The organism is Paracoccus denitrificans (assembly GCF_900100045.1).
GTDB lineage: Bacteria > Pseudomonadota > Alphaproteobacteria > Rhodobacterales > Rhodobacteraceae > Paracoccus > Paracoccus denitrificans.
Genome location: NZ_FNEA01000011.1, coordinates 1 through 24,382, shown reverse-complemented (window position 1 = coordinate 24,382; position 24,382 = coordinate 1). Strand labels below are relative to the sequence as shown.

The 24,382-nt window shown below is 67.3% G+C and carries 22 protein-coding genes; 11 read left to right on the top strand and 11 right to left on the bottom strand.

Going from position 1 to position 24,382, the window contains the following annotated elements; genetic code table 11:
- Window positions 1–4 precede the first annotated feature (4 nt).
- From BLT64_RS11110 to glmM, 8 genes are all read left to right on the top strand, one after another.
- Window positions 5–955, top strand: coding sequence for a glycine--tRNA ligase subunit alpha (locus BLT64_RS11110; protein ID WP_011746883.1), 951 nt, complete (start codon window positions 5–7; stop codon window positions 953–955).
- Window positions 952–1,434, top strand: coding sequence for a DUF6446 family protein (locus BLT64_RS11105; RefSeq protein ID WP_011746884.1), 483 nt, complete (start codon window positions 952–954; stop codon window positions 1,432–1,434). Before BLT64_RS11110 ends, BLT64_RS11105 begins: the two co-directional genes overlap by 4 nt.
- Window positions 1,434–3,491 carry a glycine--tRNA ligase subunit beta gene (gene glyS / locus BLT64_RS11100; RefSeq protein WP_011746885.1) on the top strand — a complete coding sequence of 686 codons (2,058 nt, stop codon included), beginning with the start codon at window positions 1,434–1,436 and terminating at the stop codon, window positions 3,489–3,491. The genes BLT64_RS11105 and glyS overlap by 1 nt, the downstream gene beginning before the upstream one ends.
- A 106-nt stretch (window positions 3,492–3,597) precedes the next feature.
- Window positions 3,598–6,159 carry a putative PEP-binding protein gene (locus tag BLT64_RS11095; RefSeq protein WP_011746886.1) on the top strand — a complete coding sequence of 854 codons (2,562 nt, stop codon included), beginning with the start codon at window positions 3,598–3,600 and terminating at the stop codon, window positions 6,157–6,159.
- Between the two features lie 308 nt (window positions 6,160–6,467).
- Complete coding sequence (locus BLT64_RS11090) at window positions 6,468–6,926, top strand: cell wall hydrolase (protein WP_307724466.1); 459 nt, start codon at window positions 6,468–6,470, stop codon at window positions 6,924–6,926.
- A gap of 78 nt (window positions 6,927–7,004) precedes the next feature.
- Window positions 7,005–7,787 (top strand): dihydroneopterin aldolase, encoded by a 783-nt coding sequence (locus tag BLT64_RS11085; RefSeq protein ID WP_049792293.1) that lies wholly within the window; start codon window positions 7,005–7,007, stop codon window positions 7,785–7,787.
- A gap of 44 nt (window positions 7,788–7,831) precedes the next feature.
- Window positions 7,832–8,803 (top strand): dihydropteroate synthase, encoded by a 972-nt coding sequence (gene folP, locus BLT64_RS11080; RefSeq protein WP_011746889.1) that lies wholly within the window; start codon window positions 7,832–7,834, stop codon window positions 8,801–8,803.
- A 10-nt stretch (window positions 8,804–8,813) separates the two neighbouring features.
- Window positions 8,814–10,157, top strand: coding sequence for a phosphoglucosamine mutase (gene glmM, locus BLT64_RS11075; RefSeq protein ID WP_011746890.1), 1,344 nt, complete (start codon window positions 8,814–8,816; stop codon window positions 10,155–10,157).
- 82 nt (window positions 10,158–10,239) lie between these two features.
- Here the strand turns inward: glmM and BLT64_RS11070 are convergent, their stop codons facing one another.
- Both BLT64_RS11070 and dksA read right to left on the bottom strand, forming a co-directional pair.
- Complete coding sequence (locus BLT64_RS11070; protein WP_011746891.1) at window positions 10,240–11,361, bottom strand: FAD-dependent oxidoreductase; 1,122 nt, start codon at window positions 11,359–11,361, stop codon at window positions 10,240–10,242.
- Window positions 11,362–11,402: 41 nt separating this feature from the next.
- Entirely contained in the window at window positions 11,403–11,825 is a 423-nt protein-coding gene (dksA, locus tag BLT64_RS11065; RefSeq protein WP_011746892.1) for an RNA polymerase-binding protein DksA, read from the bottom strand.
- A gap of 161 nt (window positions 11,826–11,986) precedes the next feature.
- On the opposite strand from dksA, the gene BLT64_RS11060 reads away from it, so the two are divergent.
- A complete protein-coding gene (locus tag BLT64_RS11060) occupies window positions 11,987–12,826 on the top strand; it encodes an AAA family ATPase (RefSeq protein ID WP_011746893.1) in 840 nt (279 codons plus the stop codon).
- Window positions 12,827–12,837: 11 nt separating this feature from the next.
- Complete coding sequence (locus tag BLT64_RS11055) at window positions 12,838–13,278, top strand: GNAT family N-acetyltransferase (RefSeq protein ID WP_011746894.1); 441 nt, start codon at window positions 12,838–12,840, stop codon at window positions 13,276–13,278.
- A 48-nt stretch (window positions 13,279–13,326) separates the two neighbouring features.
- On the opposite strand, the gene BLT64_RS11050 is transcribed toward BLT64_RS11055, so the two are convergent.
- The 9 genes from BLT64_RS11050 to sucC form a co-directional block, all read right to left on the bottom strand.
- Window positions 13,327–13,821: a lytic transglycosylase domain-containing protein gene (locus BLT64_RS11050; protein WP_011746895.1), complete on the bottom strand. Its 495-nt coding sequence runs from the start codon at window positions 13,819–13,821 to the stop codon at window positions 13,327–13,329.
- A 146-nt stretch (window positions 13,822–13,967) separates the two neighbouring features.
- On the bottom strand, window positions 13,968–15,362 hold the full coding sequence (gene lpdA / locus BLT64_RS11045) for a dihydrolipoyl dehydrogenase (protein WP_011746896.1): 1,395 nt from the start codon (window positions 15,360–15,362) through the stop codon (window positions 13,968–13,970).
- A 50-nt stretch (window positions 15,363–15,412) separates the two neighbouring features.
- Window positions 15,413–15,805, bottom strand: coding sequence for an MAPEG family protein (locus tag BLT64_RS11040; RefSeq protein ID WP_011746897.1), 393 nt, complete (start codon window positions 15,803–15,805; stop codon window positions 15,413–15,415).
- The gene (locus BLT64_RS11035) at window positions 15,805–16,062 is read right to left on the bottom strand and encodes a hypothetical protein (RefSeq protein WP_011746898.1); all 258 of its coding nucleotides are present in this window, start codon (window positions 16,060–16,062) and stop codon (window positions 15,805–15,807) included. Before BLT64_RS11035 ends, BLT64_RS11040 begins: the two co-directional genes overlap by 1 nt.
- A gap of 142 nt (window positions 16,063–16,204) precedes the next feature.
- On the bottom strand, window positions 16,205–17,737 hold the full coding sequence (gene odhB / locus BLT64_RS11030; RefSeq protein ID WP_011746899.1) for a 2-oxoglutarate dehydrogenase complex dihydrolipoyllysine-residue succinyltransferase: 1,533 nt from the start codon (window positions 17,735–17,737) through the stop codon (window positions 16,205–16,207).
- 1 nt (window position 17,738) lies between these two features.
- Complete coding sequence (locus tag BLT64_RS11025) at window positions 17,739–20,705, bottom strand: 2-oxoglutarate dehydrogenase E1 component (RefSeq protein WP_011746900.1); 2,967 nt, start codon at window positions 20,703–20,705, stop codon at window positions 17,739–17,741.
- Entirely contained in the window at window positions 20,702–21,181 is a 480-nt protein-coding gene (locus BLT64_RS11020) for a hypothetical protein (protein ID WP_041529760.1), read from the bottom strand. The genes BLT64_RS11025 and BLT64_RS11020 overlap by 4 nt, the downstream gene beginning before the upstream one ends.
- A 175-nt stretch (window positions 21,182–21,356) precedes the next feature.
- On the bottom strand, window positions 21,357–22,241 hold the full coding sequence (sucD, locus tag BLT64_RS11015) for a succinate--CoA ligase subunit alpha (RefSeq protein ID WP_011746903.1): 885 nt from the start codon (window positions 22,239–22,241) through the stop codon (window positions 21,357–21,359).
- Between the two features lie 4 nt (window positions 22,242–22,245).
- Window positions 22,246–23,439 (bottom strand): ADP-forming succinate--CoA ligase subunit beta, encoded by a 1,194-nt coding sequence (sucC, locus tag BLT64_RS11010; protein ID WP_011746904.1) that lies wholly within the window; start codon window positions 23,437–23,439, stop codon window positions 22,246–22,248.
- 324 nt (window positions 23,440–23,763) lie between these two features.
- Between sucC and BLT64_RS27620 the strand changes: the two genes are divergently transcribed.
- The coding region (locus tag BLT64_RS27620; RefSeq protein ID WP_217633913.1) for a calcium-binding protein at window positions 23,764–24,382 on the top strand (619 nt) is incomplete at its 3' end.

The following is a 24,382-nucleotide window of genomic DNA, read 5'->3' as shown; positions in this document are numbered from 1 at the left end:
CCCGATGACCAGCCCAAAGGACAATCAGACGGCGAAACCCGTCTGCTTTCAGGACGTGATCCTGCGCCTGCAATCCTATTGGGCCGCGCAGGGCTGTGCGGTGCTGCAACCCTATGACATGGAGGTCGGCGCCGGCACCTTCCACCCGGCGACCACGCTGCGCAGCCTTGGGGCCCGGCCCTGGGCCGCGGCCTATGTCCAGCCCTCGCGCCGTCCGACCGACGGCCGCTATGGCGAGAACCCGAACCGCTTGCAGCATTACTACCAGTATCAGGTCATCATCAAACCCTCGCCCCCGAACCTGCAAGAGCTTTACCTGGGCAGTCTTGCGGCCATCGGCCTCGACCCGATGATCCACGACGTGCGCTTCGTCGAGGACGACTGGGAAAGCCCGACGCTGGGCGCCTGGGGCCTGGGGTGGGAGGTCTGGTGCGACGGCATGGAGGTCAGCCAGTTCACCTATTTCCAGCAGGTCGGCGGGCATGACTGCCGCCCGGTCTCGGGCGAGCTGACCTATGGCCTGGAGCGTCTGGCGATGTATGTGCTGGGGGTCGAGCATGTGATGGACATGCCCTTCAACCCGCCCGGCAGCCCGATCCCGCTGAGCTATGGCGACGTCTTCCGCCAGGCCGAGCGGGAATATTCCCGCTGGAACTTCGAGCAGGCCGATACCGGGATGCTGCTGCAGCACTTCAAGGATGCCGAGGCGGAATGCGATCGCATCCTGACTGCGGCCGAGACGGACAGCGCCGGGCGGCGCATCCCGATGGCGCATCCGGCCTATGACCAGGCGATCAAGGCCAGCCACCTGTTCAACCTGCTGGACGCGCGCGGCGTGATCTCGGTCACCGAACGCCAGGCCTATATCGGCCGCGTCCGCGCGCTGGCGAAACGCTGCGCCGACCTGTTCGTCACCACCGAGGCCGCCACCCTGCAAGCGGAGGACGCAGCATGAGCTCGGGCAAGATCGTCGCCTCGATGCTGGTGCTGGTGGCGGTGATGGCCGGCCTTGCGGTCTGGTATCTGCAGGTCTACGGCTTCTACGATCAGGTGGACGAGATCAGCGGCGCGCAGGACATCGTCGTCACCGATGCGCAGGGCGCCACCCATCCGGTCGCGGTCGCGGATTTCAAGGCCATCGACGCGACAAGCTCGCCCATCCGCTATCGCGCCTGCTTCACGCTGGACCCGGCCGAACTGGCCGATGCCGCGCCCTATGCCGGTGCGACGCCGCTGAACGGGCCGGGCTGGTTCAAGTGCTATTCCGCCAGGGCGCTGACCGCCGACCTGGAATCGGGTGCGGCCCGCGCCGTGCTGGGCCAGGCCGAGATCCGCCCCGACGTGGACCGGGTTATCGTGGTCTATCCCGACGGCCGCGCCTTTGCCTGGCACCAATTCAACGACAAGACCCCCGAACGCGGAGTGATGGACTGATGCCCGACCTTCTGATCGAGCTTTTCTCGGAGGAAATCCCGGCGCGGATGCAGGCCCGCGCCCGCGGGGATCTGAAGAAACTCGTCACCGACGGGCTGGTCGAGGCCGGCCTGACCTACAAATCGGCCGGCGCCTTTTCGACCCCGCGCCGGCTGGCGCTGGCGATCGAGGGGCTGACCGCGCAAAGCCCCACCACGCGCGAGGAACGCAAGGGCCCCCGCACCGACGCCCCCGAGGCGGCACTGGAGGGCTTCCTGCGCTCGACCGGCCTGACGCGCGAGCAACTGGAGGCGCGCGACGACAAGAAGGGCCAGGTCTGGTTCGCGGTGGTCACGAAGCCCGGCCGCCCCGCCGCCGAGATCGTCGCCGAGGTGCTGGAGCGTGCGATCCGCGATTTCCCCTGGCCCAAGTCGATGCGCTGGGGCTCGGGCAGCCTGCGCTGGGTGCGGCCGCTGCATTCCATCATCTGCCTGCTTTCGGACGAATCCGGCGCCAGCGTGGTGCCGCTGGAGATCGAGGGCATCGGTGCCGGCAACACCACCCGCGGCCACCGCTTCATGGCCCCCGACGAGATCGCCGTCTCGGGCTTCGAGGACTATGCCGCCAAGCTGCGCCGCGCCCGCGTCATGCTGGACGCCGCCGAGCGCGAGGCCGCGATCCGGCAGGAGGCGGCGAACCTCGCATTCGCCCGCGGCTGGGAGATCGTGCCGGACGAGGGCCTGCTTTCCGAAGTCGCCGGCCTTGTCGAATGGCCGGTGCCGCTGATGGGTGCCATCGAGGACCGTTTCCTGGCGCTGCCGCCCGAGGTGCTGCAAACCTCGATGAAGGAGCACCAGAAGTTCTTCTCGGCCCGCAATCCCAAGACCGGGCGTATCGAGGGCTTCGTCACCGTGGCGAATATCGAGACCCCGGACCATGGCGAGACGATCCTGAAAGGCAACCAGCGCGTGCTGGCCGCCCGCCTGTCCGACGCGGCCTTCTTCTGGGAAAACGACCTGCGCGAGGCGAAGGCCGGGATGGCCGACTGGGCCGAGGGGCTGCGCTCGGTGACGTTCCAGAGCAAGCTTGGCAGCCAGGCCGACCGCATCGCCCGCATCGCCGCATTGGCGCTCGAGATCGCGCCGCTGGTCGGCGCCGATGCCGATCAGGCGGAACAGGCGGCCAGGATCGCCAAGCTCGACCTGCGCTCGGCCATGGTCGGCGAGTTCCCCGAGCTGCAAGGCATCATGGGCCGCTATTACGCGCTGGAGGCCGGCCTGCCCGAGCCGGTGGCCGATGCCGCCCGCGACCATTACTCGCCGCTCGGCCCCTCGGACGCGGTGCCCTCGGCGCCCGTCTCAGTGGCGGTGGCACTGGCCGACAAGCTGGACACGCTGACCGGGTTCTGGGCCATCGACGAGAAGCCCACCGGCTCGAAAGATCCCTTCGCCCTGCGCCGCGCCGCGCTGGGGGTGATCCGGCTGCTGCTGGTGAACGGGGTCCGCGCAAATCTGGGCCAGACCTTTGCCAAGGCCCGGCCCGATGCCGATGCCGCCGACCTCCTTGCCTTCTTCCACGACCGGCTCAAGGTCCATCTGCGCGACCAGGGCGTCCGCCACGACATCATCGACGCGGTGCTGTCGATGCCCGGCAACGACGACCTGGTGCTGCTGGTCAATCGCGCCACGGCGCTTTCGGACGTGCTGAAGACCGAGGACGGCACCAACCTGCTGCAAGGGCTCAAGCGCGCCGGCAACATCCTTGCCCAGGCCGAGGAAATGGACGGCGTCGAATACAGCTTCGGCGCCGATCCGAAATTCGCCGAGACCGACGAGGAACGCACCCTGTTCGCCGCCCTCGACAAGGCCGAACCGGCGATCCGCGAGGCCGTCCGGCTCGAGGATTTCCAGGCCGCGACCCAAGGCATCGCCAGCCTGCGCGCGCCCATCGACGCCTTCTTCGAGGCGGTGCAGATCAACAGCGACAACCAGATCCTGCGTCGCAACCGGCTGAACCTGCTGTCGCGCATCCGCGACGCTGGCCGGCTGATCGCGGATTTCGGCCGGATCGAGGGCTGATTCGGCCCTTCACCGTTTCATAAATACTCACGGGGGTGCGGGGGCAGTCGGCCCCCGCTCTTCGCACTTGCAGCAATGCGCCTGCCATGCCTAATGTGACGGCATCATGACCGCGCTGACAGATCCAGGTGCCATCGTCGAAATCACCCCCTCGGCGGGGATCCAGACCGCACGCCACGGCTGGCGCGCGAAATGCCTGCAGCGCCTGGTCCGCATGGAACTGCCGGTCCCGACCAGCTTTGCGCTGTCGGCCGAGGCGGTGCGCGCCATCGCCGCCGGCCAGATGCCCGACCGCGCGCGCCTGGCCGCGATGGTCGAACGCGCCGACGGGCTGGTCAGCGTGCGGCCCTCGGCGATGAACCCGGCCTGGGGCGGGCCGGGCACGGTGCTGAACGTCGGCATCAACCATGCCTGCCACGCCCGGCTGGTCCAGACCCGCGGCAAGGCGGCGGCGGATGCGATCTACCTGGGCTTCGTGCAATCCTATGCGATCCATGTCGCGCGGCTTGATCCGGACATGTTCTCGGATAGCGAGGGCGGGCTCGAGGCCGCGCTGCGGGCCTATGAGGACGAGACCGACGAGGAATTTCCCCAGGATCCGGCGCGCCAGCTGGCCGAGGTGCTGCGAAGCATGGCGCGGGCCTGGGACGGGCCGACCGCGCGGCTCTTGCGCCAGGCCAAGGGGGCGCCGCCGCTTGCGCCGCTGGGGCTGGTGGTGCAGGACATGGCGCTGGCGATCGGGCCGGGCGTCACCGGCTCGGGCACCATCCAGTTCATCGACAGCGTGACCGGCGCACCGCGCATCACCGGCCGCTTTCGCGGCCAGACCCAGGGCCGCTCCAAGGGCGAGGGGGCCGAGACGCTCTACCTGACCCGCGACCCGCGCGGCCCCTCGCTCGAGGAAGCCGCGCCCGAGGTCTTTGCCGATCTGGTCCGCTTCGGCGTTGCTGCCCGCGAACGGCTGCGCGAGGAGATGCAGATCGAATTCGTCGTCTCGGACAGCCGGCTGTCGATCATCGACGCGGTGCGGGTCAGCCGCAACTCGCGCGCCAGCGTCCGCATCGCGGTGGCGCTGGCCCGCGACGGCATCATCCCGCCGGAAGAGGCGGTGATGCGGGTCGAGCCGCGGGCGCTGTCGGACCTGCTGCATCATCAGGTCGACCCGCGCGCGCCCCGCGACGTGATCGCCCGCGGCATCAATGCCAGCCCCGGCGCCGCCACCGGGCGCATCGTCTTTACCGCCGCCGCGGCCCAGGCTGCCGAGGCGCGGGGCGAACGCTGCGTGCTGGTGCGCCGCGAAACCGTGCCCGAGGACATCCGCGGCATGCATGCCGCCGTCGCGGTGCTGACAGAGCGCGGCGGCATGACCAGCCATGCCGCGGTGATCGCCCGCGGCATCGGCCTGCCCTGCATCGTGGGCGCCAGCGGCATCTCGATCGACCCGCGCGCCCGCACCATGCTGGTCGGCGGCCGGCTGTTCCACGAGGGAGAGGAGATCACCATCGACGGCACCTCGGGCGAGGTGCTGGCCGGCGCCGCCGAGATGCTGGAGCCGGCGCTGGACGACGGATTCACCCAGCTTCTGGAATGGGCCGATGCGCATTGCCGCATCAAGATCCGCGCCAATGCCGACACGCCCGAGGACGCCCGCACCGCCCGCATGTTCAACGCGCAGGGCATCGGCCTGTGCCGCACCGAGCACATGTTCTTCGACGACGAGCGCCTGCCCGCCATGCGCGAGATGATCTTTGCCGGCAAGCCCGAGGATCGCAGCCTGTCGCTGGAGCGCCTCTTGCCCATGCAGCGCAGCGATTTCGCGGCACTGTTCGAGATCATGGCCGGGCTGCCGGTCACCATCCGCCTGTTCGACCCGCCCCTGCACGAATTCCTGCCCCATGACCGCGAGGGGATGAGGGAACTGGCCGAATCGCTGGACCTGCCGCTGTCGGACGTGACCCGCCGGGTCGAGGCGCTGTCGGAATTCAACCCGATGCTGGGCATGCGCGGCGTGCGGCTGGGGATCACCGTCCCCGAGATCTACGACATGCAGGCCCGCGCCATCTTCGAGGCCACCATCGAGGCCAGCCGCAACGGCGATCCGGTGGTGCCCGAGATCATGATCCCGCTGGTCAGCGCCCGGCGCGAGGTCGAGCTGGTCAAGACCCGCATCGACGCCGTGGCCGCCGCCGTCCGCAACGAGACGCGCAAGGATTTCACCTATCGCCTGGGCGTCATGGTCGAGACCCCGCGCGCCGCGCTGCGTGCCGGCGACATCGCCGAGCATTCGGCCTTTCTGTCCTTTGGCACCAACGACTTGACGCAGATGACCTATGGGCTGTCGCGCGACGATGCCGGCCGCTTCATGGGCACCTATGTCAGCCAGGGCGTCTATTCCGAGGACCCGTTCCACATCCTCGACTTCGATGGGGTGGGCGAGCTTGTCGCCATCGGCACCGAGCGCGCCCGCGACCACAAGCCCGACATCACCATCGCAGTCTGCGGCGAACATGGCGGCAACCCGGAATCCATCGCCTTCTGTCTGCGGACGGGGGTGAACTATGTCTCCTGCTCGCCCTTCCGGGTGCCGGTGGCGCGTCTGGCCGCGGCGCAGGAATCGATTCTCATGGGCCGGGAAGAGGCCGAATCGAGCGTCGAGGTTGAGTCCTAGGACTCGCCGGTTTTGGCCGGAACTTGCCCGTTATCCAATTTGTCATCGGCGAGTTTCCGCCAGAATCCCTTGATTTCAGGTGAATCTCGCCACTCACGCCCATGTGGGCTGGCCCGTCCCGTCCTGTTTCGGGCCTCTAACGCCAGACCGCCGCCCGTGAGGTGACCTCGGGGCGGCCCTTCCGACGAACCAGACCGGGCCGGGCCCGGACCGAAAACAGGACCAACATGTCGATTAGCAAGTCATGGCTGACGCGCGTTTCCGTGTGTGTGGCTGTCGCTCTTTCGCCTGTCGCAGCAGTTCCGGCCATGGCCGACGGGCAGCACCAGGTTGCATATGAAACCAAGAAGGGACGCGCCGCCCGCCAGGCGACCGTCCAGATCAACCCTACCGATCTGCAATGCCTGTCCGAGGCGCTGTATTTCGAGGCCCGCGGCGAAGGCGTGCAGGGCCAGCAGGCCGTCGCCGAGGTGATCCTGAACCGCGTCGATCATCCGCGTTTCCCAAAGACCGTCTGCGGCGTGGTGAACCAGCGTGGCCAGTTCACCTATAACAAGGGCGCCCGCATCCGCGAAAAAGGTACCTATGCCCGGGTGCAGAAGGTCGCCATGGCCGCCCTGGCCGGCGCCCCGCGCACGCTGACGAACGGCGCGACCTATTTCCATACCCGCGCGGTCCGGCCCTCGTGGTCCAAGCGGTTCGAGCGCACGACCCGCATCGGCAGCCACATCTTCTATCGTTCGGATCGCCGGCTGGCCTCGAACTGAGGCGGCGACGCAAATCTGCTGCCCGATGCGCGGCCCTGTCCCTTGCGGCGGGGCCGTTTTCCTGAAAACACGAGCGGCATGGACCAGCCTGACCGTATCCACCTGCGCGATTATGTCCTTTCGGCCGAGATCGGCGCGTTCCAGACCGAGCGGGGTCACCCGCAGCGGCTGCGCTTCGACATCGAGGTCGAGCTGGCCACCCATGTCGTCGGCGTAAACGACGAGGTGGACCGGATCCTTTCCTATGACATCTTGACCGGCGCGGTGGCGGCGGGGCTGGCGGATCGCCGCTATGACCTGCTGGAGACGCTGGCCGAAAAGATCGCCGCGCAGATCCTGGCGCATCCGCGTGCGGCGCAGGTGTCGGTCACGGTCGAAAAGCTGGACCGCATCCCCGGGGCGCTGGGGGTGACGCTGGTGCGCCGCCAGCCCCGGGTCAAGGCCGATCAGGTCCAGGCGCCGATCCGGGTGATCTTTCACGGCCGCGAACTGGTGCTGCCCGAGGGCGCGGTGGCGCTGGTCCCCGACGCGCCCGGCCTGCCTTTGCCGCAGGGCGGCAACGCGCGCGAAATCGAATTGCTGGCGCTGGACCAGGCCGCCTGGGCCTTGGCCGGCCATCTCGGCCTGACCGTGGCCGACAGTCGCACCGAGCTTGACTGGGCGGCAAGCGAGGGCCGCGCCGTGGTTTGGGCTCCGGCCCGCATGGTGCGCGACGTGGCCGGCCTGCCGGCCGAGCCGCATGCGCTGGCGCTGTGGCTGGCCGAGCGGCTGGGGGCGATCCGGCTCGACTGGGCCCTGCCGGAGGGTGCGCCGGAGCCGGTGCTGCCGGCGGGTTTCCGCGTCCCGACCGGGCATCTTTGACTTCGTGCTTGAATCGCCCGCCCGCCGGCTTACAGACGCGCAGCATGACCGATTATTTTCGCCCCATTCCCTGTGAGACGGGTCGCTGGCAATTGGCCGGCGGTTGGGTGCGCTTTTCGCAATTCGAGCTTTTGCGCCGCGGCGAGGTGCCCCGCGTGGTGGACAGCGTCCCCGAGGCGGTGCTGGCGGCGCTGATCGCGCCTCGCGCGCCGCTTCTGGGCCTTTCCATGGATCGCCCCCGCATCATGGGGATCGTCAACGCCACGCCCGACAGTTTCTCGGACGGCGGAAGCTATGACGGGGCCGAGCAGGCGCGGCTGCTGGCCGGGCAGGGGGCCGAGATCCTGGATATCGGCGGCGAATCAACCAGGCCGGGTGCCCGCGAAGTGCCGGTGGCCGAGGAAATCGCCCGCGTGGCCCCCGCCATTGCCGCGGCGCGGGGGCTGGCGGCGGTCTCGATCGATACCCGCAAGGCAGGGGTGGCGCGGGCCGCCATCGTGGCCGGGGCGGGGTTGGTCAACGATGTTTCGGGCTTCGACTTCGACCCGGACATGGCCGGGCTGGTGGCGGCGGCCGGCGTGCCGGTCTGCCTGATGCACGCCCAGGGCATTCCCGAAACCATGCAGGACAACCCGACCTATGGCGATGTGCTGCTGGACGTCTACGACGCCCTGGCCGAGCGTATCGCGCGGGCCGAGGCGGCGGGCATCCCCCGCGACAGGATCGTGATCGATCCCGGCATTGGTTTCGGCAAGACGCAGGCGCATAATCTGGCCATCCTGCGGCGCATCTCGCTCTACCATGGGTTGGGTTGCACCGTGCTGCTGGGGGTTTCGCGCAAGCGGTTCATCGGCAGCATCGGCGGGGCAGAGCGCCCGGCCGACCGGGTGGCGGGAACGCTGGCGCTGACGCTGGCCGGGATCGCGCAGGGGATACAGATCCACCGCGTCCATGACGCGGCAGAAACACGGCAGGGCCTCGCTCTTTGGCGGGCCGTAACCGCAGAGACAAGATGAGCGGGGCAAAATGAGCAGGAAACTATTCGGCACCGATGGCGTCCGTGGACGCGCCAATACCCATCCGATGACGGCCGAGATGGCGCTGCGCCTGGGCGCGGCCGCCGGCCGCTATTTCCGCCGGAGCGGCGAGGATCACCACCGCGTCGTCATCGGCAAGGACACCCGCCTGTCGGGCTATATGCTGGAGAACGCGCTGACCGCCGGGCTGACCAGCACCGGCATGAACGTGCTGCTGCTGGGGCCGGTGCCGACGCCGGCGGTGGGCTATCTGACCCGCTCGATGCGGGCGGATGTGGGCATCATGATCTCGGCCAGCCACAATCCGGCACATGACAACGGCATCAAGTTCTTCGGCCCGGACGGGTTCAAGCTGTCCGACGAGGCCGAGGCCCGGATCGAGGCCATCGTGGCGGGTGAGATCATCCCGGCCCAGCCGCAGAACATCGGCCGCGCCAAGCGCATCGACGACGGGCGCGGGCGCTATGTCGAATATGCCAAGACCACCTTCCCGTCGGGCCAGCGGCTGGAGGGGCTGAAGGTGGTTGTGGATTGCGCCAACGGCGCCGCCTATCGCGCCGCCCCGGACGTGCTGTGGGAACTGGGCGCCGAAGTGATCCCGCTGGGCGTTTCCCCGAACGGGCACAACATCAATGACGGGCTGGGCTCGACCCATCCCGAGGCCTGCGCCCGCGCGGTGCTGGAGCATGGCGCCGACATGGGCATCAGCCTGGACGGCGATGCCGACCGGGTGATGATCGTGGACGAAAAGGGCCAGGTGGCGGATGGCGACCAGATCATGGCGTTGTTGGCCGCTCGCTGGGCGGCGCAGGGCCGGCTGCGCGGGGGCGCGCTGGTGGCGACGGTGATGTCGAATCTGGGCCTGGAACGGTTCCTGCAAGGCCGCGGGCTGCGGCTGGAACGAACCGCCGTCGGCGATCGCTATGTGGTCGAGCGGATGCGCGGCGCGGGCTTCAACCTGGGCGGCGAGCAGTCGGGTCATATCGTGATGACCGATTACGCCACCACCGGCGACGGGCTGATCGCCAGCCTGCAATTCCTGGCGGCGCTGTCGGACAGCGGCCAGCGCGCCTCGGAACTGGTGGCGCAGTTCGAGCCGGTGCCGCAGCTTCTGAAGAACGTGCGCTATGCCGTCGGAGCCGATCCGTTGTCCAAGGACAGCGTGCAGGCCGAGATCGCGCGGGCCGAGGCGCGGCTGAACGGCTCTGGCCGGGTGCTGATCCGCAAGTCCGGCACCGAACCCCTGATCCGGGTCATGGCCGAGGCAGAGGACGAAACCGTGCTGCGCGAGGTCGTGGAGGATATCGTCGCGGCGGTCGAAAAGGCGGCCTGAAGGGCGCCTTGGCTGCCGCGCTGCCCTTGGTGGCGGCCTCGGCATACGTCTTTGGGCAACCAGAAAGCCGGCGGCGGTTTTCCTAAACCGCCGTCGGCTCGTAATCGTAGAGCCAGGCGAAACGCTCGATCAGCCGGGCGGGAGCAAGGCGAGAAACCGCGCGCAGCCCGGCATGGGCGACGGCGCGGGTCGGGCCGCGCAGGTGATAGTTGCGGGCATTGGCGTTGGCCGCCTCGACGATGCGCTGGCAACGCGGCTGGCGCAGCGCCTGGAAGCGGGCCAGCGCCGCCTGCTGGTCGGGACCGGCGTCAAGGCATGCGGCCAGCACCCAGGCATCCTCGATCGCCATGACCGCGCCTTGCGCCATGAAGGGCAGGGTGGGATGCGCGGCATCGCCGATCAGCGCCCGCCTGCCGTCCTGCCAATGCGCGGCGACCGGGTGGCGGTGCAGGCCCCAGATGCCGACCTCCCGAACCTGTTCCAGCCAGCCCGGCACGGGACCGCCGAAACGGGCGAAGGCAGCGCGCAGCTCGGTGGGGTCGCCGGGGATGGACCAGCCCTCTTCGTGCCAGTCGGGGCGCTCGACGACGGCGACGATGTTGCGCTGGCCGTGGCCCAGCGGATAGCTGACCAGGTGCCGTCCCGGCCCCATGAAGACCTGCACCATGGGCGCGGCATCGGGATCGGCCGGGATCAGGGCGCGCCAGGCGGTCTGGCCGGTGAAGAAGGGTGTCTCGGCGCCGTTCAGCTGCGGGCGCAAACGGCTTTTCACGCCATCCGCGCCGATCAGCAGCGGCACATCGGGCGGGTCCGCGACCTCATGGCCCAGCTCGATGCGGGCGCCGGCTTCACGCGCCGCTTCCTCCAGCAGCGCGACCAGCCGGGCGCGGTGAACAAGGCGGAACGGGTCGCGTGGGCGGTGGCGTGCCAAGTCCAGCCGCGCGACAAGCCGACCGACGGAATCGCAAAGCTCGACCCGCTCCGAGGGGACCGAGATTGCCTGGAACCGCGATTCCAGCCCCAGCGCCGCCAGCACCCGCACCGCATTGGGGGAAATCTGCAAGCCCGCGCCGACCTCGCGCAGGGCGCCCGCGCGCTCCAGCACCGTGACTTGCGCCCCGCGCTGCGCCAATGCGCAGGCGGCGGTCAGGCCGGCCACGCCTGCGCCGATGATGGTGACGGGATGCTGCTTCAGGCCGGACATGGCGCCTTACCTGCGAAAGCGGCCCCCGCAGGGGCCGGCGTTCAGTCGTCGCGATGCACGCGCTCGCGCCGCTCGTGGCGTTCCTGCGCTTCCAGCGTCATGGTGGCGATGGGGCGCGCGTCCAGCCGCTTTAGGCTGATCGGCTCGCCCGTCATTTCGCAATAGCCGTATTCGCCGGTTTCGATCCGCCGCAGCGCTGCGTCGATCTTGCTGACCAGCTTGCGCTGGCGGTCGCGGGTGCGCAGCTCCAGCGAGCGGTCCGTTTCCTCGGAGGCGCGGTCGGCCAGATCGGGCACGTTGCGGGCGCTGTCCTGCAAGCCTTCCAGTGTCTCGGCGGATTGGTCCAGAAGTTCCTGCTTCCATGCGATCAGTTTGCGGCGGAAATATTCGAGTTGCCGCTCGTTCATGAAAGGTTCGTCTTCGGCGGGGCGATAATCTTCGGGCAGAAAGGTCTGGGCTTTCATCGTTCCTCCGGGAGCCGGGCGACTGGATGCCCGATCCTTGCGGCCCCCATAAAGTATGGCAGACCAATTGTCACTAGGCCATTCCGACAGGTTGTGCCCCGCGGCTTGCGAAGGCGGCGGGTGCTGGCTAGGGTCGCGCAGATTGCGCAAAGGACAGGCGAATGCAGTTTTCCTCGACCGAAACCTATGTGGCGCCCCCCGATCTGGCCATGGCCGTGAACGCGGCGATCACGCTGGAACGGCCCTTGCTGGTCAAGGGCGAGCCGGGCACGGGCAAGACCGAACTGGCGCGGCAGGTGGCCGCCAGCCTGGACCTGCCCATCGTCGAATGGAACGTGAAATCGACCACCCGCGCGCAGCAGGGGCTTTACGAATACGACGCCGTGTCGCGGCTGCGCGACAGCCAGCTGGGCGAGGCGCGGGTTCACGATATTGCGAACTACATCCGCAAGGGCAAGCTGTGGCAGGCTTTCGAGGCGCCGGGCAAGGTCGTGTTGCTGATCGACGAGATCGACAAGGCCGATATCGAATTCCCCAACGACCTGCTGCAGGAACTCGACCGCATGGAGTTCCATGTCTACGAGACCGGAGAGATGGTTCAGGCGCGGCACCGGCCCGTGGTCATCATCACCTCGAACAACGAAAAGGAACTGCCGGACGCCTTTCTGCGCCGCTGCTTTTTCCACTATATCCGCTTTCCCGATGCCGAGACGTTGAAGCGCATCGTCGAGGTGCATTATCCCGGCCTGAAGCATCGCATCCTCGACGAGGCGCTGAGCCAGTTCCTGGAACTGCGCGAGGTGCAGGGGCTGAAGAAAAAGCCTTCGACCAGCGAACTTCTGGACTGGCTCAAGCTGATCCTGGCCGAGGATCTGTCGCCCGAGGACCTGAAGCGTCCGGCCGGGGAGATGCTGCCGAAACTGCACGGCGCGCTCTTGAAGAACGAACAGGACGTGGCGCTGTTCGAGCGGCTGGCCTTCATGGCCCGCCGTCAACGCTGAGGGCGGCAGCGATGATCCGCGCTCTGCGCCCCGAGGACCGCAAGGGCTGGCAGCGGCTTTACGAGGCCTATCAGGCATTCTACGGCTTCGACGACCGGCCGCCGTCCTTTTACGACCGTGCCTTTTCCCGGCTGATGGCGCGCGATCCGCGCGACTTTCACGGGCTGGTGGCCGAGGCGGACGGGCGGCTGGTTGGGCTGACGCATTACGTCTTTCACCCGAACCTGTGGCGCGACGAAGGGGTCTGCTATCTGCAGGACCTGTTTACCGCCCCCGAGGCCCGCGGCCGGGGCATCGCCCGCGCCCTGATCGAGGCCGTCTATGCCGAGGCGGATCGTGCCGGCTCTCCCGCCGTCTATTGGCTGACGGCCGAGGACAACTATCCGGGCCGCATGCTTTACGACCGCGTGGGGCAGAAGTCGCCCTTTATCCGCTACAATCGCAAGCTGTAATGCAAAGGGCGGCCCGAAGGCCGCCCCCGCGATCCGCTGTCCCTCGCCTCAGCGCAGGCCGGTTGCTTCCAGCAGGCCCTTGCGCTTGGCCTCGTAGTAATAGCCGCGGGCATACCACTTTACCGCGGCATCCTTGTTGCCGTCGGCGACCATATAGGCGCCGCGCAGGTATTTGACGCCGTATTTCAGGTTCGTCTCGGCATCCAGCAGCCCGGCGGGCGAGCCGCGATAGCCCATGCCGCGCGCGGTGGCGGGCAGGATCTGCATCAGCCCGTAATAGGGGCCGTTGCGGGCCCCGGGGCGATGGGTCGATTCGCGGATGATGACGCGATGCACCAGATCGACCGGCACCTCGTATTCCGCGGCGTATTTGTTGATGAGCCGCCGCAGTTCCGGCGTCTCGTTCGGATGCAGCGCGGCGACCTGGGCGGCCGAGGCGCGGGGTTCGACCAGATAGCGGCGGTCGGGATCGACCCGATTGTCGCCGCAGGCGCCAACAGCCAGCACGCCGCCCAGCGCCAACAATGCGATAATGGATTTCATGACTGCCCCTTGGCTTTTCATTGACCGAAGGATTAGCCACAGCCGCCAGAGTCGGGGAATTCAAAAGAATGGGCCGCCCGGTTCAGGGCGGCCCATCGGCGGATTTTCGCCGCAGCGCGGCGGCGGTTTCGGTGGCGATCCGCCGATCAGGCGTGAATCGCGCCGTCGCCGCAGGCCAGCGCCGCCTCGCGCACCGCCTCCGAGCAGGTCGGATGCGCATGGCAGGTCAGCGCGATGTCCTGGGCCGAGGCACCGAATTCCATCGCCACGCAGACCTCGTGGATCATCTCGCCGGCGTTCGGGCCGATGATGTGGCAGCCCAGGACCCGGTCGGTCTCGGCATCGGCGATCATCTTGACGAAGCCTTCGGCCTGGAACAGCGCCTTGGCGCGGGCATTGCCCATGAAGGGGAATTTGCCGACCTTGATCTTGCGGCCGCTTTCCTTTGCGGCCTCTTCGGTCAGGCCGACCGAGGCGACCTCGGGTGTGGTGTAGATCACGCCGGGAATGACGTCGTAGTTCACATGGCCATGCTTGCCGGCGATGACCTCGGCGACCGCCATGCCCTCGTCCTCGGCCTTGTGGGCCAGCATCGGGCCGGGCACCGCGTCGCCGATGGCATAGATGCCCTTGACGCTGGTCTGCCAATGATCGTCGATCTGGACGAAGCCGCGGTCGGTCAGCGCGACGCCGACCTTGTCGAGCCCCAGCCCCGCGACATAGGGGCGGCGGCCGGTCGCGACCAGCACGCATTCGGCCTTGATCTCATGCTCGCTGTCGTCCTTGCGCAGCTTGTACTTGACCTCGGCCTTGCCCTTTTCGACCTCGACCCCGGACACGGCGGCGCCGAGGACGAATTTCAGCCCCTGTTTCGCCAGGATCCGCTGGAACTGCTTTTGCACCTCGCCGTCCATGCCGGGGGTGATGGCGTCGAGGAACTCGACCACCGTCACCTCGGCGCCGAGCCGGGCATAGGCCGAGCCCAGCTCCAGCCCGATCACCCCGGCGCCGATCACCACCATCGACTTGGGGATCTTCGGCAGGGACAGCGCGCCGGTCGAATCGACGACGATGCCGGCGTCGTTGTCGACCTCGACCCCCTTCAGGCTGGCCGGCTCCGAGCCGGTGGCGATGACGATGTTCTTCGTCTCATGGGTGGTGTCGCCGACCTTGACCTTGCCGGGCGCCTCGATGCTGGCCCAGCCCTTGAGCCAGTCGATCTTGTTCTTCTTGAACAGGAACTCGATGCCCTTGGTGTTGCCGCCGACCGTCTCGGCCTTGTAGCCCTGCATCTTGCCCCAATCGACCTTGGGCTTGGCGCCCATCAGGCCCATCTTTTCAAAGTTCTCGTGGGTTTCGTGCAGCATGTGGCTGGCATGCAGCAGCGCCTTGGAGGGGATGCAGCCGACGTTCAGGCAGGTTCCGCCCAGTGTTTCGCGTCCCTCGACGCAGGCGACCTTCAGGCCCAGCTGGGCGGCGCGGATCGCACAGACATAGCCGCCGGGACCGGCGCCGATCACGATCAGGTCATAGGTGGACATTCAGGTCTCCTTGCAGTTCGCGGCGCCCGTTCCGGTGCCGCCCGTTCGATTCAGGTGAATAACGTGGTCAGGATCATCACCAGCGTGGCGATGAAGCCTACCCCCCAGATGACCGAGCGCCAGGGCGACCAGCCATAGGCATAGGCGGGAACGTAGAGCAGCCGCGCCAGCAGATAGCTCCAGGAGCAAAGCACGGTCAGGGGCGAGCCGGCATCCGAAAGCACCACCAGCACGACGGCGATGGTGAACAGGATCAGCCCCTCGAAATGGTTATCCACGGCGCGGCGCAGCCGGCCGGTCAGGGCCGAGAATTCCGGCTGGCGATCGCGCGGGCTTGCGTTCCAGTTTGCGCCGACGTCGCGGTTCATCAAGGCGGCGGCGAGGCCGATCTGCACGGCTTGCAGCAGGGCGGCCAACGCCAGTGCGGTCGTCTCGGCGGCCATCAGGCGGTCTCGACGAAGTGGAAGGCGGTGGCCGAGACGCCGGCCTGGCTGTTGAAGACGCCCGCCGCGCCCTCCAGATAGGCCCTCGCGACAGCGGCGTCCCCGACCTGGAACAGCGCCCAGGCGCTCTGGTCGTTCTCGCGCCACAATTGCAGAAGCGACAGGCCGTTATTGCCGCGATCCTCGGCATCAGCGTCGAAGGCGGTGCGGAAGCGGGCATAGTCGGCAATGCTGTAATGGGCGATCATCTGCGTCATGGGAGACTCCTCTGTTTCGGCCCGGCTTCCCGTCGGGATGAGCGGCAAGGCGGTCCCGTGCGGGTCAACGGAAACGGGCCGGAAAGAGTTGCGCGGCGCCTTGCGATCCGGGGGCGGGCCTGCCGCCCCCGGAAGGCAGGGATCAGAGATCCATCAGCAGGCGGCGCGGATCCTCCAGCGCCTCCTTGACGCGCACCAGGAAGGTGACGGCGCCCTTGCCGTCCACGATGCGGTGGTCGTAGCTCAGCGCCAGATACATCATCGGCCGGATGACGATCTGGCCGTCCACGACGACCGGGCGGTCCTGGATCTTGTGCATGCCCAGGATGCCCGATTGCGGCGGGTTCAGGATCGGCGAGGACATCAGCGAGCCGTAGACGCCGCCGTTCGAGATGGTGAAGGTGCCGCCCTGCATTTCCGCCATGGTCAGCTTGCCGTCGCGGGCGCGGGTGCCCAGTTCGGCGATTTCCTTCTCGATCCGGGCGAAGCTCTTCTGGTCGGCGTCGCGCACGACGGGCACCACCAGGCCGTTCGGCGTACCGACCGCCACGCCCATGTGGACGAAGTTCTTGTAGACCACGTCGCCGCCGTCGATCTCGGCATTGACCTCGGGCACTTCCTTCAGGGCGTGGCAGCAGGCCTTCACGAAGAAGGACATGAAGCCCAGCTTGACCTTGTGCTTCTTCTCGAACTGGTCCTTGTAGGTGTTGCGCAGGTCCATGATGCCCTTCATGTCCACCTCGTTATAGGTGGTCAGCATCGCGGCGGTGTTCTGCGCGTCCTTGAGCCGGCGGGCGATGGTGGCGCGCAGGCGGGTCATCTTGACGCGTTCCTCGCGGGCGGCGTCGTCGGCGGAACTCGGCGCGCGCGGGGCCTGGGCCGGAGCAGGGGCGGGCGAGGCGGCCTGCGGCGCGGATGCCGCGCGGGCCACGTCCTCTTTCATCACCCGGCCGTCGCGGCCGGTGCCGGTGACCGCGTCGCGGCTGACGCCGGCCTCGGCCATGGCCTTCTTGGCCGAGGGCGCGTCCTCGACATCCTTGCGCGGCGCGGGCGTTTCCGGGCCGGCGCCGGGCGATTGCACGGCGGCCGCAGGGGCCTCGGCCTTGGCGACACCGGCTGCACCCTCGGTGATGATGGCCAGCTTGGCGCTGGCATCGACCGTTGCGCCCTCGGGGGCGAGGATCTCGGCCAGCACGCCCGCGGCGGGGGCGGGAACCTCGACCGAGACCTTGTCGGTCTCCAGTTCGCACAGCATCTCGTCCTGCGCGACGCTGTCGCCGACCTTCTTGAACCAGGTCGCCACCGTGGCTTCGGTCACGCTTTCGCCCAGGGTGGGCACCATCACATCGACGGATTTTCCGCTCATATTCCTCTGTCCTTCCTGAGCCTTCGTGCCCGCATCAGCCTTGGGCAACATTTCTTCCGGGCCGGCATCGCCCTGTTCCATGATCTGTGCGAGCAGCGCGTTGGGTGCGACCACCGCGCCTTCGGGCGCGACGATCTCGGCCAGCTTGCCGGCGACGGGCGAGGGCACCTCGACCGTCACCTTGTCGGTTTCCAGCTCGCACAGCATTTCATCCACGGCGACGCGGTCGCCCGGCTTCTTGAACCAGGTGGCCACCGTCGCCTCGGATACCGATTCCCCAAGCGTGGGGACGCGTAGTTCCACTGCCATGTCAGGCCCCGATGGTGATCGCTTCGTGGACCAGGGCCTCTTGCTCGGCCTTGTGGCGCGAGGCAAGCCCGGTGGCCGGCGAGGCCGCCGCATGGCGTCCGACATAGCGCGGCCGGCCATGCTTGGCGCCGATGCGCGACAGAACCCATTCGATATTGGGCTCGACGAAGGTCCAGCCGCCCTGATTCTTGGGTTCCTCCTGGCACCAGACGATCTCGGCGTCCTTGAAGCGTTCCAGCTCCTTGGACATGGTCTGGGCCGGGAAGGGATAGAATTGCTCCAGCCGCAGGATATAGACATCCTCGGCGCCGGCCGCGTCGCGGGCCTGCGCGAGGTCGTAATAGACCTTGCCCGAGCAGATCACCACGCGGCGGATCTTGTCGTCCGGGGCCAGCTTGAACTCGGACTTGCCGCGGTCGGCATCGTCCACCAGCACCCGGTTGAAGGTCGAGCCGGTCAGGAACTCGTCCGCCGTGGACACGGCCAGCGGGTGGCGCAGCAGCGATTTCGGCGTCATCAGCACCAGCGGCTTGCGGAAGGGTCGCTTGAGCTGCCGGCGCAGGATGTGGAAATAGTTCGCCGGCGTGGTGCAGTTCGCCACGATCCAGTTGTCCTCGGCGCACATCTGTAGCCAGCGTTCCAGCCGGGCCGAGCTGTGCTCCGGGCCCTGGCCCTCGTAACCGTGCGGCATCAGCATGACGAGGCCGGACATGCGCAGCCATTTCTTTTCGCCCGAGGTGATGAACTGGTCGAACATGATCTGGGCGCCGTTGGCGAAATCGCCGAACTGGGCTTCCCACATGACCAGGCTGTTCGGCTCGGCCAGCGAATAGCCGTATTCGAAGCCCAGAACCGCATATTCCGACAGCATCGAGTCGATGACTTCGTAGCGCGCCTGCCCGCCGCGGATGTGGTTCAGCGGGTAGCAGCGTTCCTCGGTGGCCTGATCGACAAAGGCGGAATGGCGCTGCGAGAAGGTGCCGCGGGTCGAATCCTGGCCGGCCAGCCGCACCGGATGACCCTCGACCAGCAGCGAGCCGAAGGCCAGCGCCTCGCCCGTCGCCCAGTCGAAGCCCTTGCCGGTCTCGAACATCTGCTTCTTGGATTCCAGCAGCCGGCCCACGGTCCTGTGCAGGTCGAAGCCTTCGGGCACCCGGGTCAGCGCGCTGCCGATCTCGGCCATGGTCTCGGGCGCGATGCCGGTCTGGCCCAGGTTTTCCTCGGCATGCTCGGCCTCGATCCCCGACCACTTGCCGTCCAGCCAGTCGGCCTTGTTCGGCTTGAAGTTTTTGCCGACCTCGAACTCTTCGTTCAGGTGCGACTGGAAGGCGGCCTTCATCTCCTCGATCTCGCCCTCGGGGACCAGCCCGTCGGCGACCAGCCGCTCGGTATAGCGTTGCAGCGTGGTCTTGTGGCCCTTGATCGCCTTGTACATCGCCGGGTTGGTGAACATCGGCTCGTCGCCTTCGTTGTGACCGAAGCGGCGATAGCAGAAGATGTCGATGACCACGTCCTTGTGGAACTTTTGCCGGAACTCGGTCGCGACGCGGGCGGCGTGCACCACCGCCTCGGGGTCGTCGCCGTTGACGTGGAAGATCGGCGCCTCGACCATCAGCGCGATGTCGGTCGGATAGGGCGAGGTGCGGCTGAAATGCGGCGCGGTGGTAAAGCCGATCTGGTTGTTCACCACGATATGGATGCAGCCGCCGGTGCGGTGACCCTTGATGCCGGAAAGCTGGAAGCATTCCGCCACGATCCCCTGGCCGGCAAAGGCCGCGTCGCCATGCAGCAGGATCGGCAGCACTGCCGTGCGGTGGGTGTGGTCGGAAAGCTGGTCCTGCTTGGCGCGGACCTTGCCCAGCACCACCGGGTTCACGGCCTCGAGGTGCGAGGGGTTCGCAGTCAGGGACAGGTGCACGGTATTGTCGTCGAAGGTGCGGTCCGACGAGGCGCCGAGGTGGTATTTCACGTCGCCCGACCCGTCCACGTCGTCGGGCTTGTAGCTGCCGCCCTGGAATTCGTGGAAGATGGCGCGATAGGGCTTGCCCATGACGTTGGCCAAGACCGAGAGGCGGCCGCGATGCGGCATGCCGATCACCACGTCCTTGACGCCAAGCGCGCCGCCGCGCTTGATGATCTGCTCCATCGCCGGGATCAGCGCCTCGCCGCCGTCAAGGCCGAAGCGCTTGGTGCCCATGTATTTGACATGCAGGAACTTTTCGAAGCCCTCGGCCTCGACCAGCTTGTTCAGGATGGCGCGGCGCCCCTCGCGGGTAAAGGCGATCTCCTTGCCGTAGCCCTCGATCCGCTCCTTGAGCCAGGCGGCTTCCTCGGGGTTCGAGATATGCATGAATTGCAGCGCGAAGGTGCCGCAATAGGTGCGGCTCATCAGGTCCACGATCTGGCGGATCGTGGCGATCTGCAGGCCAAGCACGTTGTCGATGAAGATCGGCCGGTCCAGATCGGCCTCGGAGAAGCCATAGGTCTTGGGGTCCAGCTCGCCGTGGTCGGGGATCTCGCGCATGCCCAGCGGGTCCAGGTCGGCATGCAGGTGGCCGCGGATGCGGAAGGCGCGGATCAGCATGATGGCGCGGACGCTGTCCAGCACGGCGCGCTTGAGCTGATCGTCCGTCAGGTTCACGCCCTTTTCGCCGGCCTTGGCGGCGATCTTGTCCAGTGCAGCCTTGGCCTCGGTCTTGGGCAGCATCGGCCATTCGCCGGTCAGCGCCGCGGTGGTGTCGTCCGCGGGCACCGGCGGCCAGTCGGCACGATGCCAGCTTGCGCCCTTGGCCTCGCGGGTGACCACGGCCTCGTCATCGCCCAGGCTGCGGAAGAAGGCGTCCCACGCCTGATCGACCGCCGCGGGGTTCTGGGCCCATTGGCCATAAAGCTGCTCGACATAGGCCGCGTTATGGCCTTGCAGGAAGCTTGAATCGTGGAAGGCCGAGTTGGGGGATTGATCGTTCATTGGCTTGCCTCCGGGGAATCCTTGTCCGTTCGCGCCTTGATCTGGGGCGGTCGTATCGTTCTGGCCACGCCGGGGACGCGCCCGGTCATGAGCCTGGTCTGAATGTCCTGATACCATGCCGACAGCCCCGCGCGCGACTGGCGCGGCAGGGCGGGCAGGGTGCGCCCGGCCATCTGGGCGCCGCGCGATTGCGGCAAATCCCGACGGCCTTGGGCGATGTCCTTGGGTGGTTCGGCAGGCACCATCGGCCGACAGTGCGGCGCATGGTGGCCCGGGTCGCGGCCCTGCCGCCCGGAATGGCGGCGGAGAAAACGGGCGATGCCGGGCAAGGCCGGCCGCTCGGCCGAGGCCGGCGCGATGCGCGCGCGACCGCCAAGCGGCCTGCCGCGGTTATGGGTCGGGATGCAGGGCGCCCGGTCCTGTGCCGCCATGGGCGCGGCGGGACATTGCACGGGCGGCGGGGGCTGCATGGTCATGCCGCACCTCGCCTTGGCAGGGCAGGGCCGCGAGCCGGGCAAGGCGCTGCCCCGGCGGTTCTGGCGACGATCTGGCGACGACGGCGGTCCAATCTGGCACCTGCTGGTAAGGTCTGGCGCGGCCCCAAGTAAGGTAGGCAGGGGCCGCGCCCAAGTCAAAAGCCTTGCGGCAAAGTTACCGGCCCAGAGCCTTCAGCACGGCCTCGCCCAAGCCCGCGGGGCTGTCGGCGACGACGATCCCGGCCGATTTCATGGCCTCGATCTTCGATTCCGCGTCACCCTTGCCGCCCGAGACGATGGCGCCGGCATGGCCCATGCGGCGGCCCTTCGGCGCAGTGCGCCCGGCGATGAAGCCGGCGGTCGGCTTCCACTTGCCCTTGCGCTTCTGCTCGGCCAGGAACTCGGCGGCCTCTTCCTCGGCCGAACCGCCGATCTCGCCGATCATGATGATCGATTCGGTCTCGGGGTCGTCCAGGAACATGCGCAGCACGTCGATATGCTCCATGCCCTTGATCGGGTCGCCGCCGATGCCGACGGCCGAGGACTGGCCAAGGCCCACGTCCGAGGTCTGCTTGACCGCCTCATAGGTCAGGGTGCCCGAGCGCGAGACGACGCCGACCGAGCCGCGCTTGAAGATGCTGCCCGGCATGATGCCGATCTTGCATTCGTCGGGCGTCATGATGCCGGGGCAGTTCGGGCCGATCAGCAGCGACTTGCTGCCTTCCAGCGCGCGCTTGACCTTCATCATGTCGAGGACCGGGATACCCTCGGTGATGGCGACGATCAGCGGGATTTCGGCGTCGATGGCTTCCAGGATCGAATCGGCCGCGAAGGGCGGCGGGACATAGATCGCGGTCGCATTGGCGCCGGTTTTCGCCACGGCCTCGTGGACGCTGTTGAACACGGGCAGGCCCAGATGCTCGGTGCCGCCCTTGCCGGGCGTCACGCCGCCGACCATCTGCGTGCCGTAAGCGATCGCCTGTTCGGTGTGGAAGGTGCCCTGAGACCCGGTGATCCCCTGGCAGATGACTTTGGTGTCTTTGTTGACGAGAACGGCCATCTTCTTATCCTTTCACCGCTTTCACGATCTTCTGCGCCGCATCCGACAGGTCGTCGGCCGCGATCACGTTCAGGCCGGACTCGCCGATGATCTGCTTGCCCAGCTCGACGTTGGTGCCCTCAAGACGCACGACCAGCGGGACTTGCAGCCCGACTTCCTTCACGGCGGCGATGATGCCTTCCGCGATGATGTCGCAGCGCATGATGCCGCCGAAGATGTTGACCAGGATACCCTTCACGTTCGGGTCCGAGGTGATGATCTTGAACGCCTCGGTCACCTTTTCCTTGGTGGCGCCGCCGCCCACGTCAAGGAAGTTCGCGGGTTCCGCCCCGAACAGCTTGATGATGTCCATGGTGGCCATGGCCAGGCCGGCGCCGTTCACCATGCAACCGATCTCGCCGTCCAGCGCGATGTAGTTCAGGTCGAACTTGGACGCCGCCAGTTCCTTCGGATCTTCCTCGGTCTCGTCACGCAGCGCCAGGATGTCGGGCTGGCGATACAGGGCGTTGTTGTCGAAGCCCATCTTCGCGTCCAGCGCCTTGAGGTTGCCGTCCTTCATCACGATCAGCGGGTTGATCTCCAGCATCTCCATGTCCTTTTCGATGAACATGCGATACAGGTTCTTGACCAGCGCCACGCATTGCTTGACCTGCGCGCCCGAAAGACCCAGGGCGAAGGCCACGCGGCGGCCGTGGAAATCCGAAAGCCCCGAGGCCGGATCGACGCTGAAGCTGACGATCTTTTCCGGGGTCGAGGCGGCGACTTCCTCGATGTCCATGCCGCCTTCGGTCGAGGCGACGAAGCTGACGCGCGAGGTGCCGCGGTCGACCAGCAGCGCCAGGTAAAGCTCGCGCTCGATGTCCGAGCCGTCCTCGATATAGATGCGGTTGACCTGCTTGCCGGTCTCGCCCGTCTGGTGGGTGACCAGGGTGCGGCCCAGCATCTGGCGGGCCAGTTCCTCGGCCTCTTCGACCGATTTTGCCAGGCGGACGCCGCCCTTTTCACCGGCTTCCTTTTCCTTGAAGTGACCCTTGCCACGGCCGCCGGCATGGATCTGCGCCTTGACGACCCAGAGCGGCCCGTCGAGTTCCCCCGCCGCCGCCTTGGCTTCGTCCGCCTTCATCACCACCCGCCCGTCGGAGACCGGCGCGCCGTATTGGCGCAGCAGCGCCTTGGCCTGGTATTCATGGATGTTCATGGTTCTTCCCCGCAGTTGTCGGTTGGCGGGGCTTGTGCCACACTCCGCGCCGCCCCCAAAGCACTATGCTTGGGCAGTTGCATAAAATCGCATGGTTTCCCGCTTTTGTGATCACAGCCTTCGGCGCTGCGATCACAAAAGTCGTCGAGGCATCCTTCCGCGCCTCGAAAACCCCGGTTCCGGGCCTGATCCGGCGCGATTCTCCGGGCCGGGCGGCGGGGTATGGCCCAGACGGGCCGGGCGCGCCAATTTCTTTTGACATCGGCCGCGGGATCGGCGCTATTCGGCGCACATATCTCTATCAATTTACGCGAGAGACGGTTCATGGCGACGATTACCGGAACGGACAATTCAGAAACCCTGCTGGGCACCGCCAATGCGGATTTGATCAACGGGCTGGGCGGAAACGACACGATCACCGGCGGCAGCGGCAATGACACGATGCATGGCGGATCGGGCGACGACACCTTCCTGATCGGCGGCACGGATATCGGCCACGATATCTATGATGGCGGGGACGGGGCGGATCAGATCCGGCTGAACGGCACCCTGAAGGTCTCGAACCTGTCGCTGACCAGTGCCAACGTGATCAGCACCGAGACGCTGAACTTCTATGGCTACGGCGTCGAGGGCACCGGCGGCAACGACGTGTTCGACATCAGCGGCATGACCTATGTGTCGGGCTATAGCCGCATCTACATGTTCGACGGCAACGATACCTTCACCGGCTATGCCGGCAACGACAATGTCGATGGCGGTGCTGGCAACGACGTGCTGAACGGCGGTGCGGGCAACGATACGCTGATCGGCGGGTCCGGCAACGACACGCTGAACGGCGGCAGCGGCAACGACTACTTCTATATCGGCGGCACCAATTTCGGCCATGACGTCTATAACGGCGGCGAGGGCTCGGACGAGATCCGGCTGGTCGGCAAGGTCACGG